The organism is Modestobacter sp. URMC 112, from assembly GCF_053502575.1.
Genome location: NZ_CP199957.1, coordinates 733,321 through 748,234, shown reverse-complemented (window position 1 = coordinate 748,234; position 14,914 = coordinate 733,321). Strand labels below are relative to the sequence as shown.

Sequence of the window (14,914 nt, the reverse complement as noted above, 5' to 3'; positions counted from 1 at the left end):
GCAGGGACGGGACGGTTGCGCGTTGCTCCGGGGTGCCTCACCGCGGGGGGCCCTCTCCACTGCCGGGCGTCGGACCGGTGGTCCCGCCGCCGATGGCGCCCAGCGCCGCGTCGGTGCCGCCGCTGTGCCGCAGCCCGGCCCGCTCGGCGCCGACGCTGCCGGTGTGCGGGAGCTCGTCGACGACCTGCGGCTCGACCCCGGTGCTGAAGCTGGCCGGGGCCGGCGAGCCGTCGGGCAGCCGGCCGGGCGCGGCGATGGAGTTCGCCCGCGCGTAGACGCCGGGACCGGGGAGGGTCTGCGGCTGCTCGCTGGTGAGGAACCGGGCCCGGGACAGCTCCTTCTGGGTCTGCCGGGTGCCGGGCTCGCGTTCGGTGTGCGCGAGCACCATGGCACCCACGGCCGCGGTGATCAGCAGTGCGCTGGTGACCTCGAAGGCGAGCAGGTACCGGGTGAACAGCAGCTCGGCGATCGCGTCGATGTTGCCGTCGGCCGCGCCGCCGGCACCGCCCTGCACGTCGGCCAGCCCGCGCACCACGGTGCCCTCGGCCGCACGCGCGATGCCGGCACCGACCAGCCCGGCGAAGCCGATGCCGAGCACGATGCCGGCCACCCGCTGCCCGCGCAGGGTCTCCACCACGGAGTCCGAACTGTCCCGGCCGACCATCATCAGCACGAACAGGAACAGGATCATGATCGCGCCGGTGTAGACGATGATCTGCACCGCGCCGAGGAACGGCGCCTCCTGGACGACGTAGAACACGCCCAGCGCCAGCATGGTGTTGACCAGCCACAGCGCGGAGTGGACGGCGTTGCGGGACAGCACCATGCCCAGCGCCCCGGCCAGCGCGATCGGCCCCAGCACCCAGAAGACGACGGCCTCCCCGGTGCCGATCACCACCTCGGTGTCCGCCGCGGCGGCCAGCACCGTCATGCCCGCTCCTCGGTGACCGGCTCCGCCGGGGACCCGGCACGCGGGTCGCGCACGTAGTAGTCCTTCTCGTCCGAGCCCAGCCGCATCGGGTGCGGCGGGGCCTCCATGCCCGGCAGCAGCGGGGCCATCAGCTGCTCCTTGGTGAAGATGAGGTCCTGCCGGTTGTCGTCGGCCAGCTCGAAGTCGTTGCTCATCGTCAGCGAGCGGGTCGGGCAGGCCTCGATGCACAGGCCGCAGAAGATGCAGCGCAGGTAGTTGATCTGGTACACCGCGCCGTACCGCTCCCCCGGGGAGAAGCGCGCGTCCTCGGTGTTGTCCCCGCCCTCGACGTAGATGGCGTCGGCCGGGCAGGCCCAGGCACACAACTCGCAGCCCACGCACTTCTCCAGGCCGTCGGGGTGCCGGTTGAGCACGTGCCGGCCGTGGTAGCGGGGCTTGGTGACCTTGGGGACCTCGGGGTACTCCTCGGTCGTCACCTTCTTGAACATCGTGGCGAAGGTGACGCCGAAGCCCTGCGCCGGGCCGGGCAGCCAGCTGGCCCGCTTGGCCGGGGGTGCGCCGGTCTCGGCGGGGCGCGCGACCTCCGCGCCGCCGCGCCGGGCGGGGGTCTGCTCAGACATCGCCGTCCTCCTGGGGTGTGCTGCCGGAGCTGCGGCGTCCGCTGCCGACGACGCCGCCGGCCACGACCGTCTCGCGGCGCAGCCGGGGCGAGGGCGGGACCTTGAGGTCCATCGGCGGGATCGGGTACCCGCCCTCGGCCCGCTCGGGGCCGGTGCGGGTGGCCGGCCGGTGCCGGGGACCGGCGGCCGGGAGGACCTCCGGTTCGGGCTCGGTCGGCCGGATGGAGCCGGCGGCCGCGTTGGCCGCGGCCAGCCGGGTGGAGCGGTTGCTGGCCCGGGACGCGATGAGCAGTCCGGCGAGGACCAGCAGCGCGATCGGGACGCCGACGAACAGTGCGACCTCGCCGCCGTCCAGGTCGGCCTCCCGGGAGACGGTGCGCATGGTGGCGACCACCAGGATCCAGAGGAGCGCGGTCGGCACCAGGACCTTCCAGCCGAAGCGCATGAACTGGTCGTAGCGCAGCCGGGGCAGGGTCCCGCGCAGCCACACGAAGACGAACAGGGCCACCACGACCTTGGCCAGGAACCACAGCAGTGGCCACCAGCCGGTGTTGGCGCCGTCCCAGATGGAGATCGGCCACGGTGCCCGCCAGCCGCCGAGGAACAGCGTGGCGGCCAGCGCCGAGACGGTGACGATGTTGATGTACTCGGCGAGGAAGAACAGCGCGAACTTCAGCGACGAGTACTCGGTGTGGAACCCGCCGACGAGCTCGCTCTCGGCCTCGGGCAGGTCGAACGGCGCCCGGTTGGTCTCGCCGACCACGGCGATCACGTAGATGACGAAGGAGACCGGCAGCAGCAGGGCGTACCAGCTGGGGCCGGTGACCTCGAAGCCGAAGACGCTCAGCCGGGTGCCGTCGGCCTGGGCGGCGACGATCTCGGAGGTGGACATCGAGCCGGCGTAGAGGAAGACCGCCACGATGGACAGCCCCATGGCGATCTCGTAGCTGACCATCTGGGCCGCGCTGCGCAGCGAGCCGAGCAGCGGGTAGGTGGAGCCCGACGCCCAGCCGCCCAGCACGATGCCGTAGACGCCCATCGCCGAGCAGGCCAGCACGATGAGCACCCCGATCGGCGCATCGGTGAGCTGCAGCGGGGTGCGCTCGCCGAAGATGCTGACCGTGGGGCCCAGCGGGATCACCGAGAAGGCCAGGAAGGCCGGGATGGTGGCGATCACCGGGGCCAGGAAGTACACCGGCCGGTCGGCCAGCGTCGGCATGATGTCCTCTTTGAAGGCCAGCTTCAGGCCGTCGGCGAGGCTCTGCAGGTAGCCGCGGGGGCCGACCCGGTTGGGGCCGATCCGCTGCTGCATGCGCGAGACGACCTTGCGCTCGAAGACGATCGCGAAGAGCGTCATCAGCACCAGGATGCCGAAGACGCCGACGATCTTGATGAGCACGATCCACCAGACGTCGGAACCGAAGTCCTCGAGCGTCGGCTGGTCTGCTGCGGCGAGAACGCCGGTCATGCGGCACCTCCGGGACGGGGGACGGAGATGCGGACGACGGAGCCGGGGCCGGCGCCGAGGTCGGTGCGCACCGAGCAGCCCGGGGAGCGCATCGGCAGCCACACCACGCGGTCGGGCATCTCGACCACCCGGACCGGCAGGGTCACCGACCCGGCCGGGCCGGAGACGGTGAGCGGGTCGCCGTCGGCCAGGCCGAGCCGGAGCGCGGCCTCCTTGCCCAGCCGCGCGGCCGGCGGGCGGGCGGTCCCGGCCAGGGCCGGCTCCTCGCGCTGCAGCGTGCCCACGTCCAGCAGCTGCCGCCAGGAGGCCAGCAGCGCCTCCTCGCCGGTCTCGTCGCCGGTGAGGACGGGGACCGGCGCGGGACGCACGGTCAGCCCGCGGGGGGTGGCCGCCTGCGCGGCGCCACCGAGGGTGATGAGCTCGTCCCGGGCCGCGGGGACGGTGGGCAGCCGCAGGGCCACGCCCATCTCGTCGGCCAGGCCGTGCAGGACGCGGGCATCGGTCAGCTGCCCGGTGCCGTGCAGGGTGGCGTCGAAGGGCCGGACCCGGCCCTCCCAGTCCAGGTAGGCGCCGGCCTTCTCCGGCGCGGCGGCGACCGGCAGCACCACGTCGGCGCGGGCGGTGACGGCGCTGGGGAACAGCTCCAGGCTGACCACGAAGCCGGCGGCGGCCAGCGCGGCCTCGGCCAGCCCGGGGTCGGGCAGGTCACCGGGGTCGACGCCGCCGACCAGCAGGCCGCCCAGCACGCCGTCGCGGACCGCGGTGAGGATGCCGGTGAGGTCCCGGCCGGGGGTATCGGGCACCTCCGCGCCCCAGACCGCCGCCACCTCCGCACGGGCGGCCGGGTCGGTGACGGTGCGGCCGCCGGGCAGCAGCCCGGGCAGTGCGCCGGCCTCCAGGGCGCCGCGCTCCCCCGCCCGGCGGGGCACCCAGCCGATCCGGGCGCCGGTGGCCGCGGCGAGCGCGGCCAGCGCGGAGAACCCGCCGGGGACCTCGGCCAGCCGCTCGCCGGCCAGGAGCACCGCGCCCGGACGGCGGAGGGCCGCCACGTGGGTAGAGCCGTCGTCCTCGGCCAGCGCGCGCAGCGCACGGGCCTCACCGCCGGGTGGGGTGGCCAGGGTGGTGGCCTTCAGCTTCTCCGCGGAGCGGGTGACGTACGGGGCCACGTCGAGCACCTGCAGACCGGCCGTGCGGACCGCCCGGCGCAGCCGCAGGAAGACGATCGGCGACTCCTCCTCCGGCTCGAACCCGACCAGGAGCACGGTGGGGGCGGCGGAGAGGTCGTCGTAGGTCACCGCGCCGGCGCCGGGGGCGGTGCCGGCCACGGACGCGGCGAGGAAGGCGAGCTCCTCGCCCGAGTGCGCGCGGGCGCGGGCGTCCACGTCGTTGGTGCCCAGCGCCACCCGGGCGAACTTGGCGTAGGCGTAGGCGTCCTCGACGGTCAGCCGGCCCCCGGGCAGGACGCCGACGCCGCCGGCTGCGCGGGCGGCGGTGAGACCGGCGGCCGCCGCGGCCCAGGCCTCGGGCCAGGACGCCGGCTGCAGCTCACCGTCGCGCCGGACCAGCGGGCCGGTCAGCCGCTCGTTGGAGACCGCGTACCGGAAGGCGTAGCGCCCCTTGTCGCAGTTCCACTCCTCGTTGACCGCCGGGTCCTCGCCGGCCAGCCGGCGGGTGACGACGCCGCGGCGGTAGTCGGTGCGCTGGGCACAGCCGCTGGCGCAGTGCTCGCAGACGCTGGGCTCGCTGCGCAGGTCGAACGGCCGGGCCCGGAACCGGTAGGTGGCGCTGGTGAGCGCCCCGACCGGGCAGATCTGGGTGGTGTTGCCGGAGAAGTAGGACTCGAACGGCTCGTCCTCGTAGACGGCCACCTGCTCCAGGGCGCCGCGCTCGAACAGCTCGATGAACGGGTCGCCGGCGACCTGCTGGCTGAACCGGGTGCACCGGGCGCACAGCACGCACCGCTCGCGGTCCAGCAGCACCTGGCTGCTGATCGGCAGCGGCTTGGGGTAGGTGCGCTTCACGTCGGTGAAGCGGCTCTCGCTGCGGCCGTTGCTCATCGCCTGGTTCTGCAGCGGGCACTCGCCGCCCTTGTCGCACACCGGGCAGTCCAGCGGGTGGTTGACCAGCAGCAGCTCCATCGTGCCCTGCTGCGACTTGTCGGCGACCTCGCTGGTCAGCTGGGTCCGCACCACCATGTCCGGGCTCACCGGGGTGGTGCACGACGCGACCGGCTTGCGCTGGCCCTCGACCTCGACCAGGCACTGCCGGCAGGCACCGATGGGGTCGAGCAGGGGGTGGTCGCAGAACCGGGGGATCTGCACGCCGATCTGCTCGGCGGCCCGGATGATCAGCGTCCCCTTCGGGACGGCGACGTCGAAGCCGTCGATCGTGCAGCGCACGGCGTCGGGCGGGGTGTGCGGACCCGGCGCGCCCGGCGGCAGCGCGGCTGCCGGCTCCGGGGCGGCCGGGGTCGTCGGGGTCGTCGGGGTCGTCGTCACGACGCAGCTCCCACGGGCTCGAGTCGGAGGGAGCGCCCCAGCCGTCCCTGCTCCTCGGCCGGGAGCAGGGCGACGTAGTCGTCCCGGAAATACTTCAGTGAGCTGGCGATGCAGCTGGTCGCGCCGTCGCCGAGGGCGCAGAAGGAGCGCCCGAGGATGTTGTCGCAGGTGTCGGTGAGCAGGTCCAGGTCCGCCGCGCGGCCGTGCCCGGCCACTAGACGTTCCAGGATCTGGACCAGCCAGTAGGTGCCCTCGCGGCAGGGGGTGCACTTGCCGCAGCTCTCGTGGGCGTAGAACTCGGTGAACCGCAGGGTCGCCTCGACGATGGAGTCGGTCTCGTCGAAGACCATCAGCGCGGTGGTGCCGAGCATCGACCCGGCGGCGGCGACGGAGTCGAAGTCGAGCGGGACGTCGAGGTGCTCGGCGGTGAAGTACGGCGTGGAGGAGCCGCCGGGGGTCCAGAACTTCAGCTCGTGCCCGGGACGGACGCCGCCGGCCATCTCCAGCAGCTCGCGCATCGTGGTGCCCATCGGCGCCTCGTACTGGCCCGGACGCACCACCCGACCGGACAGCGAGTAGATCTTCGGGCCGGGCGACTTCTCCGGCCCGAACGCCTTGAACCACGCCGACCCGCCGCGGACCACGAACGGGACGCTGGCCAGCGTCTCGACGTTGTTGATCACGGTCGGGGCGCCGTAGAGACCGGCGACCGCGGGGAACGGCGGCTTGAGCCGCGGCTGCCCGCGGTAGCCCTCGAGGGAGTCCAGCAGCGCGGTCTCCTCCCCGCAGATGTAGGCGCCGGCGCCGGCGTGCACGACCAGCTCCAGGTCGTAGCCGGACCCGAGGACGTCCCGGCCCAGGTAGCCGGCGGCGTAGGCCTCGTCGACCGCGGCCTGCAGCCGGCGGTGCGCGTGCACGGCCTCGCCGCGGACGTAGATCACCGCGAAGTGCGAGCGGATGGCGTAGGCGGAGATCGCCACGCCCTCCACCAGCGAGTGCGGGTCGGCCATCATCAGCGGCAGGTCCTTGCAGGTGCCCGGCTCGCCCTCGTCGGCGTTGACCACCAGGTACTTGGGGGCGGCGGCCGGGCCGGTCGGCGTCTCCCCCGGCTTGGGCTGCGGGATGAAGCTCCACTTCAGGCCGGTGGGGAAGCCGGCGCCGCCGCGGCCGCGCAGGCCGGAGTCCTTGACCAGCCCGACCAGCTCGTCGGGGGTCATGGACAGTGCCGTGCGCAGCGCGCGGTAGCCGTCCAGCCGCTCGTAGGTCTCCAGGGTCCAGGAGCGGTCGGCGGCGAAGCGCTGGGTGAGGACGGGGGTGAGGGGCACGGTCAGTTCTCCCGCTCGGTCGACTGCTGGGTGGGTCCGGCGGCGGGTCCCTGGTAGCCGGCGCCCGGCTCGGCCGGGGCCGGGGTGGACGTGCCGCCGCGGGGGCTCCGCTCGGTGCGCCGCCGCCCGTACTCGGTGCCGCGGTCGGGGTGGGCCTCCTCGGCCCCGGCCCGCTCGGCGGGGTTGTCGGCAGCCGCCACGCGCGCCTCGGCGGCCTCCTTCTCCGGTGTCTGACCGCTCTCCCCCGTCGGCCGGGTGGCGGCGGCCGGCTGCTCGGGATCAGGGGTCGCGCGGGGGGCCTCGGACATCGGCGGGGCGGACTCGCCCCGCTCGGCGGCCAGCCGGACGCCGATCAGCGTCGGCTCCCCCACCCCGGGGCCGTCGACGGCGGCGCGGGCGGCGGCGGCGTCGGCGTGCTGGGAGAACCCGGCCAGCTGGCGGGAGATGCCGCGGAAGTCGGTGAGCGGCGCGCCCCGGGTGGGGGCGGGCTTCTCGCCGCGCCGCAGGGCCGCGACCAGGTCCCGGGCGCTCTGCACGTCCTGTTGGTCGTAGAACTCGTAGTCGACGGTGACGACCGGGGCGTAGTCGCAGGCCGCGAGGCACTCGGCGTGCTCGAGGGTCACCGAGCCGTCGGCCGCCGTCTGGTCGTGCCCCACGCCCAGGTCCGCGGACACGGCGTCGTAGATCCGCTGCCCGCCCAGCACGGCGCACAGCGTGTTCGTGCACACGCTCACCAGGTGCCGGCCGGTCGGGTGCCGCTTGTACATCGTGTAGAACGTCGCGACCGCGCCCACCTCGGCCTTGGTGAGGCCCAGCAGCCGCGCGCAGAAGCCGACGCCCTCGGGGGACACGTAGCCCTGCACCGACTGGACCAGGTGCAGCATCGGCAGCAGCGCCGACCGCGGCTGCGGGTAGCGGGCGATGATCTCCAGCGCCTCGGCCTCGGTCTGCGCCGTCAGCGGCGGCAGCTGGGCGAGCACCTCGGGGCGGGCCTCCACCGGGCTGTCGTCCAGCCCGGTGGTCGCCGCCCCCTCGTATGAACCAGGAAGCGCACTCACGTCATCTCCTCGCTGGCGCTCGTCGACGCCGCTCGCGGCACTGCTGTGGTCCTGGGTGAGCTCGCCAGCTCGCTCACCTGTCCACTCCCCCCATCACGGGGTCGATCGAGGCGATCGCGGCGATGACGTCGGCGATCATGCCGCCCTCGCTCATCGCCGCCGTCGCCTGCAGGTTGGTGAAGCTTGGGTCCCGCACGTGGACGCGGAACGGTCGGGTGCCGCCGTCGCTGACCACGTGGTAGCCCAGCTCGCCGCGGGGCGACTCGATCGCCGAGTACACCTGGCCAGCCGGCACCCGGAACCCCTCGGTGACCAGCTTGAAGTGGTGGATCAGGGCCTCCATCGACTGGCCCATGATGTGCCGGACGTGGTCGAGGGAGTTGCCCATGCCGTCGGCGCCGAGGGACAGCTGCGCGGGCCAGGCGATCTTCTTGTCCTCGACCATGACCGGCCCGGGCGTCAGCTTGTCCAGCGCCTGCTCGATGATCTTCAGCGACTCGCTCATCTCGGCCACCCGGACCAGGTAGCGCCCCCACGCGTCGGCGGTGTCGGCGGTCGGGACCTCGAAGTCGTAGGTCTCGTAGCCGCAGTACGGCTCCACCTTGCGCAGGTCCCAGGGCAGCCCGGCCGAGCGCAGGATCGGGCCGGTGACCCCGAGGGCCAGGCACCCGGTGACGTCGAGGTAGCCGACGTCCTTGAGCCGGCGCTGCCAGATCGGCTGGCCGGTGAGCAGGCGGTGCATCGCGGCGAGCCGCTCGGGCATCAGGTCCAGGAACTCCCGGATGCGGACCTCGACCCCCTCGGGCAGGTCCTGCGCCAGGCCGCCGGGGCGGACGTAGGCGTGGTTCATCCGCAGCCCGGTGATCTCCTCGAGCAGGTCCAGGACGATCTCGCGCTCCCGGAAGCCGTTGGTCATCCCGGTGAGCGCGCCCATCTCCATGCCGAAGGTCGCCAGGCCGACCAGGTGCGAGGCGATCCGGTTGAGCTCCATCACCAGCACCCGGATCGTCTGCGCGCGCGGCGGCGCCTCGATGCCCAGCAGCTTCTCCACGGCCAGGCAGTAGGCGGTCTCGTTGAACAGCGGCGCCAGGTAGTCCATCCGGGTCACGAAGGTCGTGCCCTGGGTCCAGGAGCGGTACTCGGTGTTCTTCTCGATGCCGGTGTGCAGGTAGCCGATGACCACCCGCGCCTTGGTCACCGTCTCGCCCTCGAGGTCCAGCACGAGGCGCAGCACCCCGTGCGTGGACGGGTGCTGCGGCCCCATGTTGACCACGAGGCGCTCATCGGTGTGCGGATCGGCGCCGAGGGTGGCGTCCCAGTCGCCACCGGTGACGGTGTAGACCCGCCCCTCGGTGGTCTGCCGGGAACCGGCGTACGGGTCGCTCGTCGTGGTCATGGTGCGCTCCCGCTCATCGGTAGCTCCTGCGCTCGTCCGGCGGCGGGATCTGCGCGCCGTGGTACTCCACCGGCACCCCGCCCAACGGGTAGTCCTTGCGCTGGGGGTGGCCCTCCCAGTCGTCGGGCATGAGGATCCGGGTGAGGGCCGGGTGACCGTCGAAGACGACGCCGAACATGTCGAACGTCTCCCGCTCGTGCCAGTCCGCGGTCGGGTAGACCGCGGTGACCGAGGGGACGTGCGGGTCCTCGGCGGTGACCGCGAGCTCCAGCCGGATCCGCCGGCGGTAGGTCATCGACGTCAGGTGGTAGACGACGTGGAACCGGGGGCGGCCCGGGGTGGCCGCGGGCCCGCCGCTGTCCAGGTAGTCGACGGCGGAGACGCTGCTGCACAGCTCGAAGCGGAGGGCGTCGTCGTCGCGGAGCGCGCGGACCAGGGTCAGCAGGTGCTCGCGCAGCACGAAGTAGGTGATCTCCCCGCGGTCGACCAGGACCCGCTGGACGGCGGCCGCGTAGGTGGCCTCCCCCACCGCCTCGATCAGCGCGTCGGTGACCTCGTCGAACCAGCCGCCGTAGGGCCGGTCGGTGCTGTGCAGCGCGACCGCGCCGCCGGGCTCGACGCGGACCAGCCCGCCGAAGCCGGAGGTGTCCCCGCTGCCGCTGACACCGAAGGCACCCTTGCGGAAACCCCCGCCCGACGCGGTGGCCTGACCCCAGCCCGCTTCCTCGCTCATCTGCGGTCCCCGGCACCGGGCAGGAGCACGGCGTTCCCGCCGCGCTGCTCGATGGCGAACTGGCCGGTGCGCCCGGCGGCCGCTGCCTCCTCGTACGCACGCCGCTTGGCCTTGTCGACCCGCACCGTGGAGGGCATCTCGATGTGCAGGTCGGGCGCCGTACCGTCGGCCCGGGCCTCGGCCAGCTCCTTGGCGCGCTTGGCCCCCAGCGGCTCGTGCTGGATCTTGTGGTGCAGCTTGAGGATGGCGTCCATCAGCATCTCCGGCCGGGGCGGGCAGCCGGGCAGGTACATGTCGACCGGGACGATGTGGTCGACGCCCTGGACGATGGCGTAGTTGTTGAACATCCCGCCGGAGCTCGCGCAGACCCCCATGGCCAGCACCCAGCGCGGCTCGGGCATCTGGTCGTAGATCTGCCGCAGCACCGGGGCCATCTTCTGACTCACCCGGCCGGCGACGATCATCAGGTCGGCCTGGCGCGGCGAGGCGCGGAAGACCTCCATGCCGAAGCGGGCCAGGTCGTACCGGCCCGCGCCGGACGCCATCATCTCGATGGCGCAGCAGGCCAGGCCGAAGGTGGCCGGCCACAGCGAGGACTTGCGGGTCCAGTTGACCAGCTTCTCGACGCTGGTCAGCAGCACGCCGCTGGGCAGCTTCTCCTCGAGTCCCATGTCAGGAAACGTCCTCTCGTGTGTGGGTCACTCCCACTCCAGACCGCCGCGGCGCCAGACGTAGGCGTAGGCGATGAAGACCGTGAGGATGAAGACCGCCATCTCCACCAGGCCGAAGACGCCCAGCGCCTCGTTGGCCACGGCCCAGGGGTAGAGGAAGACGATCTCGATGTCGAAGACGATGAACAGCATCGCCGTCAGGTAGTACTTCACCGGGAACCGGCCGCCGGTGAGCGGCTGGTCGACCGGCTCGATGCCGCACTCGTAGGCCTCGAGCTTGGCCCGGTTGTAGCGGCGCGGGCCGATGAACGGCGCGGCCGCCACCGAGAACAGCGCGAACCCGGCGGCCAGCACGAACAGGCCGACCAGCGGGACGTAGGTCGAGAGCATCAGCGGCACCCTACGGTGATGGTGGTCACGTTCCGTGCACCGGGTCGTGACAGGGACAACATGTCGGACCGCATGTCGACGGGCATCACGCCACCCGGGCCAGTGTGGTCAAGGAGGCGACGGCGCGGTCCACGGCGTCGCCGTCCCGGCCGTCGCTGAGGTTGCCGATCAGCCGCAGCGCGGCGCGCACCAGCACCGGGCGCTTGAGCCCGTGCGCGGTGGCGAAGCGCACCAGTTCCGGGTGGCGCAGCAGGGCCAGGAAGCCCGCGCCCAGGCGGTGGTGGCCGCCGTACTCGGCGTCCAGCCGCTCCGGGTACCGGCGCAGCACCGCCTCGCGGGCCGGCCCCTCGGGGGCGGCGAGCGCCTCGGCGGCGGTCTCGGCGGCCATCCGGCCGGTCTCCATGGCGTAGCTGATGCCCTCGCCGTTGCAGGGGCTGACCGTGCCGGCCGAGTCGCCGGCCAGCAGCAGCCCGCGGGTGTAGGCCGGGCGGCGGTGCAGGCCCATCGGCAGGCCGGCGCCGCGCACCGGGGAGACGGCGTGCTCGTCGTCGAGCTCCCACTCGGGGGGCAGCGTGGCCAGCCAGTCCCGCAGCACGGCGCGGTGGTCGACGTCGCCGGCCCGGCGGGTGTCCAGCAGGCCGTAGCCGACGTTCGCCGTCCCGTCGCCCATCCCGAAGACCCAGCCGTAGCCGGGCATCGACTCCCGGCTGGGGCCGTGCGGGGTCAGGTCGAAGGAGACGTCCAGGAAGTCGTCCTCGCCGCGGGGGCTGGCGACGTACCGGCGGACGGCGACCCCGAGCGGCCGGTCCTCCCGGCGGAGCAGGCCCAGGGCCTTGGCGAGCCGGCCGGAGAGGCCCTCCGCCGACACGACCAGGCGTGCCCGCCAGGTCTGCGGGACCCGGTCGTCGCCGGCCTCGGCCCGCACCCCGGCCACCCGCCCGGCGTCGTCCAGCAGCGGAGCGGTGACCGCGACGCCCTCGTGCACCCGCGCCCCGGCCGCGGCGGCGTGCCGGGCCAGCAGGGAGTCCAGCTCGCGGCGGCTGCGGACCAGCCCGAAGTCCGGCCAGGAGGACAGCCGCGGCCAGTCGACCTCGACGACCGAGCCACCGCCGTGGACGCGCAGGCCCCGGTGCCGGACCCAGCCCGCGGCCGGTGAGGTGTCCACGCCCATGGCCTGCAGGGCTGCCACCCCGCGCGGGGTGAGGCCGTCGCCGCAGACCTTCTCGCGCGGGAAGGACGCCTTCTCCAGGACGGCGACGTCCAGGCCCGCGGTGGCCAGCCAGTAGCCGGCCGCGGACCCGGCGGGGCCGGCGCCGACGACGAGCACGTCGGCGACCCGGTCCGCGGCGTCCGCCACGCACGGCACGGCGCTGGGCACGGCACGACCTCCACTCCCGCCGGCGGAGGCCGGCGGTGACGCTTGTGAACAACTTCACAAAGTCGGACGATGGAAGCCTATGCCTGCTCGGTGACGAAACCCAAGCACGCCCCCGGTAACGGTTCAGCCACTCCTCCGGACCGCCGCCCGTCGACCGGCACGGCCGTGCCGGGAGGGGTCAGAGGGGACCGGGTGACGGTTGCGGCGGTGGCGCGGTGGGGTCGGTGGGACCCGGCTGGGGCACCGGCGCCGGCGTCGGCGGCGGCACGGGGTCGACCGGGGAGGGCGACGGGGACGGCGGCTGGGGCGCGGGCACCGGTGGTGAGGTCATGGCCGTCCCGTGCCCGGGCGCTCCCCGGCGAAACGACCCGCGGGACGGGGCGAGGGGTTCAGGCCCGGGTGCCGCGGTGCAGCGCGACGACGCCGCCGGTGAGGTCCCGCCACTCCACGCCGGCCCACCCGGTCTCCTGCAGCCAGGTCGCCAGCTCCGCCTGGGCCGGCCACGCCCGGATCGACTCGGCCAGGTAGACGTAGGCCTCCGGGTTGCTGCTCACCGCCCGGGCGATCCGCGGCAGCGCGCGCATCAGGTACTCCGTGTAGACGGTGCGGAACGGCGCCCAGGTCGGGCTGGAGAACTCGCAGACCACCAGCCGCCCGCCCGGCCGGGTGACCCGGGCGAACTCACGGAGCGCCGCCCGGGGGTCGGCCACGTTGCGCAGTCCGAAGGAGATGACGACACCGTCCACGCTCTCGTCGGCCAGCGGCAGCGCCATCGCGTCACCGGCCACCTTGGGCACCGGCCGGGCGGCGCCCGCGCGGAGCATCCCCTGGGAGAAGTCGCAGGCGATCGCCAGCACACCGTCGGCGGCCAGCTCGACGGTGGACACCGCGGTGCCCGCGGCGACGTCCAGCACCGTCGACCCCGGGGTCGCCCCCAGCGCCGCCCGGGTGGCCCGGCGCCACCCGGCGTCCAGCCCACCGGACAGCACCGTGTTGGTCAGGTCGTACCGGCCGGCGACCCGGTCGAACATCGCCGCCACCTCGGCCGGCCGCTTGTCCAGCCCCGCCCGCACCCCCGCCGACGGGGCCCCCGCCTGTCCTGCCCCGGTCGCCACGTCGGCGACGCTACCGCCGGGCCTCCTACCCTGGAGCGGTGACCACGGCCGCGCTCCGCCCGACGCCCGCAGCGGCCGGCTCGGCGGACGTCCTGGTCACCACCCCGCTCGAGGACGGCGGCGCGCTGCTGGACCTGCTCCCCGACGCCGGCGCGATGTCCTGGGTCCGGCGCGGCGAGGGGCTGGTCGGCTGGGGCGAGGCGGCCCGGCTGGAGGTCAGCGGCCCCGGCGCGCTGGCCGAGGCGGACGCCTGGTGGCGGGCCCGGGTCCGCGAGGTGGGCGTCGTGGACCCGGTCGGCGTCCCGGGCTCGGGCGCCGTGGTGTTCGCCGGCATCGCCTTCGACCCGGCCGCCGGGACGTCGGTGTTCGTCGTCCCCGAGGTGGTCGTGGGCCGCCGCGCCGGCCGCAGCTGGGTGACCGCCGCCGCCGGCGTCGACCCGGTCGACGTGATCCGCCGGACCCCGCCGGTCGACGTCCCGGTCGGTTCGCTGCGCTACGCCGACGGTGCGCTGGACCCGGTCACCTGGGAGTCCGCGGTGCAAGCAGCGCTGGCCAGGATCGCGGCCGGCGAACTGGACAAGGTGGTGCTGGCCCGGGACCTGCTGGTCACCGCGGACGACCCGATCGACCCCGGGCGGCTGCTCCGCCGGCTGGCCGCCCGGTTCCCCGACTGCTGGACCTTCGCCGTCGACGGCCTGGTGGGCGCCACGCCCGAGCTGCTGCTGCGCCGCACGGGCCGGGAACTGTCGGCCCGGGTGCTGGCCGGCACCGCACCGCGCGGCGCAGGACGCGAGGACGCCCGGCTGGCCGCGGCGCTGCGGTCCTCGGCCAAGGACCGCGCCGAGCACGCCTACGCGGTCGGCTCGCTGGTCGACGCGCTACGGCCGTTCTGCAGCTCGCTGGACGTGCCGCCCGAGCCGGAGCTGCTGACCCTGCCCAACGTGCGGCACCTCTCCACCGACCTGCGGGGCCGGCAGCGGTCCGGGGACGGGGCCGGGCTGCTGGACCTCGTCGGCGCCGTGCACCCGACCGCGGCGGTCTGCGGGACGCCGACGGCCCGCGCCGCGCAGGTCATCTCCGAGCTCGAGGGCATGGACCGCGGCCGCTACGCCGGACCGGTCGGCTGGCTGGACGGCCGCGGCGACGGCGAGTTCGGGCTGGCGCTGCGCTGCGCCGAGCTGACCGGCGCCGAGGGCGGCCGGCAGGCCCGGCTGTTCGCCGGCTGCGGCATCGTGGCCGGCTCCGACCCGGCCGCCGAGCTCGCCGAGACCCAGTCGAAGTTCGCCGCGGTCCAGGCGGCGCTGGAGGACTGACGAAGGACCCTCCTGCCC

General features: G+C 74.4%; 13 protein-coding genes. 1 reads left to right on the top strand and 12 read right to left on the bottom strand.

Annotation, left to right across the window (positions count from 1 at the left end; all coding sequences use genetic code 11):
* Positions 1-37 precede the first annotated feature (37 nt).
* From ACWIX6_RS03590 to ACWIX6_RS03535, 12 genes are all read right to left on the bottom strand, one after another.
* Positions 38-931, bottom strand: a complete 894-nt coding sequence (locus tag ACWIX6_RS03590; protein WP_448615484.1) for an NADH-quinone oxidoreductase subunit J — start codon at positions 929-931, stop codon at positions 38-40.
* Positions 928-1,551 (bottom strand): NADH-quinone oxidoreductase subunit NuoI, encoded by a 624-nt coding sequence (gene nuoI / locus ACWIX6_RS03585; protein WP_448615483.1) that lies wholly within the window; start codon positions 1,549-1,551, stop codon positions 928-930. Before nuoI ends, ACWIX6_RS03590 begins: the two co-directional genes overlap by 4 nt.
* Complete coding sequence (gene nuoH, locus ACWIX6_RS03580; RefSeq protein WP_448615482.1) at positions 1,544-3,019, bottom strand: NADH-quinone oxidoreductase subunit NuoH; 1,476 nt, start codon at positions 3,017-3,019, stop codon at positions 1,544-1,546. The genes nuoI and nuoH overlap by 8 nt, the downstream gene beginning before the upstream one ends.
* Positions 3,016-5,517 (bottom strand): NADH-quinone oxidoreductase subunit G, encoded by a 2,502-nt coding sequence (locus tag ACWIX6_RS03575; RefSeq protein ID WP_448615481.1) that lies wholly within the window; start codon positions 5,515-5,517, stop codon positions 3,016-3,018. Before ACWIX6_RS03575 ends, nuoH begins: the two co-directional genes overlap by 4 nt.
* Positions 5,514-6,842 (bottom strand): NADH-quinone oxidoreductase subunit NuoF, encoded by a 1,329-nt coding sequence (gene nuoF, locus ACWIX6_RS03570; protein ID WP_448615480.1) that lies wholly within the window; start codon positions 6,840-6,842, stop codon positions 5,514-5,516. The genes ACWIX6_RS03575 and nuoF overlap by 4 nt, the downstream gene beginning before the upstream one ends.
* A 2-nt stretch (positions 6,843-6,844) precedes the next feature.
* Positions 6,845-7,900 carry an NADH-quinone oxidoreductase subunit NuoE gene (nuoE, locus tag ACWIX6_RS03565; protein ID WP_448615479.1) on the bottom strand — a complete coding sequence of 352 codons (1,056 nt, stop codon included), beginning with the start codon at positions 7,898-7,900 and terminating at the stop codon, positions 6,845-6,847.
* 73 nt (positions 7,901-7,973) lie between these two features.
* Complete coding sequence (locus ACWIX6_RS03560) at positions 7,974-9,296, bottom strand: NADH-quinone oxidoreductase subunit D (protein WP_448615478.1); 1,323 nt, start codon at positions 9,294-9,296, stop codon at positions 7,974-7,976.
* A gap of 13 nt (positions 9,297-9,309) precedes the next feature.
* The gene (locus ACWIX6_RS03555; protein ID WP_448615477.1) at positions 9,310-10,029 is read right to left on the bottom strand and encodes an NADH-quinone oxidoreductase subunit C; all 720 of its coding nucleotides are present in this window, start codon (positions 10,027-10,029) and stop codon (positions 9,310-9,312) included.
* Positions 10,026-10,700 carry a NuoB/complex I 20 kDa subunit family protein gene (locus ACWIX6_RS03550; protein WP_448615476.1) on the bottom strand — a complete coding sequence of 225 codons (675 nt, stop codon included), beginning with the start codon at positions 10,698-10,700 and terminating at the stop codon, positions 10,026-10,028. Before ACWIX6_RS03550 ends, ACWIX6_RS03555 begins: the two co-directional genes overlap by 4 nt.
* A 27-nt stretch (positions 10,701-10,727) precedes the next feature.
* On the bottom strand, positions 10,728-11,090 hold the full coding sequence (locus ACWIX6_RS03545) for an NADH-quinone oxidoreductase subunit A (RefSeq protein WP_448615475.1): 363 nt from the start codon (positions 11,088-11,090) through the stop codon (positions 10,728-10,730).
* An 85-nt stretch (positions 11,091-11,175) separates the two neighbouring features.
* On the bottom strand, positions 11,176-12,468 hold the full coding sequence (locus tag ACWIX6_RS03540) for a geranylgeranyl reductase family protein (RefSeq protein WP_448615474.1): 1,293 nt from the start codon (positions 12,466-12,468) through the stop codon (positions 11,176-11,178).
* Between the two features lie 389 nt (positions 12,469-12,857).
* The gene (locus tag ACWIX6_RS03535; RefSeq protein ID WP_448615473.1) at positions 12,858-13,583 is read right to left on the bottom strand and encodes a demethylmenaquinone methyltransferase; all 726 of its coding nucleotides are present in this window, start codon (positions 13,581-13,583) and stop codon (positions 12,858-12,860) included.
* Between the two features lie 38 nt (positions 13,584-13,621).
* On the opposite strand from ACWIX6_RS03535, the gene ACWIX6_RS03530 reads away from it, so the two are divergent.
* On the top strand, positions 13,622-14,896 hold the full coding sequence (locus ACWIX6_RS03530) for an isochorismate synthase (RefSeq protein ID WP_448615472.1): 1,275 nt from the start codon (positions 13,622-13,624) through the stop codon (positions 14,894-14,896).
* Positions 14,897-14,914: the final 18 nt, after the last annotated feature.

Excerpts from the sequence above, each read along its gene's own strand:
- ACWIX6_RS03590 (WP_448615484.1), bottom strand. The coding sequence starts at position 931 with ATGACGGTGCTGGCCGCCGCGGCGGACACCGAGGTGGTGATCGGCACC.
- nuoI (WP_448615483.1), bottom strand. The coding sequence starts at position 1,551 with ATGTCTGAGCAGACCCCCGCCCGGCGCGGCGGCGCGGAGGTCGCGCGC.
- nuoH (WP_448615482.1), bottom strand. The coding sequence starts at position 3,019 with ATGACCGGCGTTCTCGCCGCAGCAGACCAGCCGACGCTCGAGGACTTC.
- ACWIX6_RS03560 (WP_448615478.1), bottom strand. The coding sequence starts at position 9,296 with ATGACCACGACGAGCGACCCGTACGCCGGTTCCCGGCAGACCACCGAG.
- ACWIX6_RS03555 (WP_448615477.1), bottom strand. The coding sequence starts at position 10,029 with ATGAGCGAGGAAGCGGGCTGGGGTCAGGCCACCGCGTCGGGCGGGGGT.
- ACWIX6_RS03550 (WP_448615476.1), bottom strand. The coding sequence starts at position 10,700 with ATGGGACTCGAGGAGAAGCTGCCCAGCGGCGTGCTGCTGACCAGCGTC.
- ACWIX6_RS03545 (WP_448615475.1), bottom strand. The coding sequence starts at position 11,090 with ATGCTCTCGACCTACGTCCCGCTGGTCGGCCTGTTCGTGCTGGCCGCC.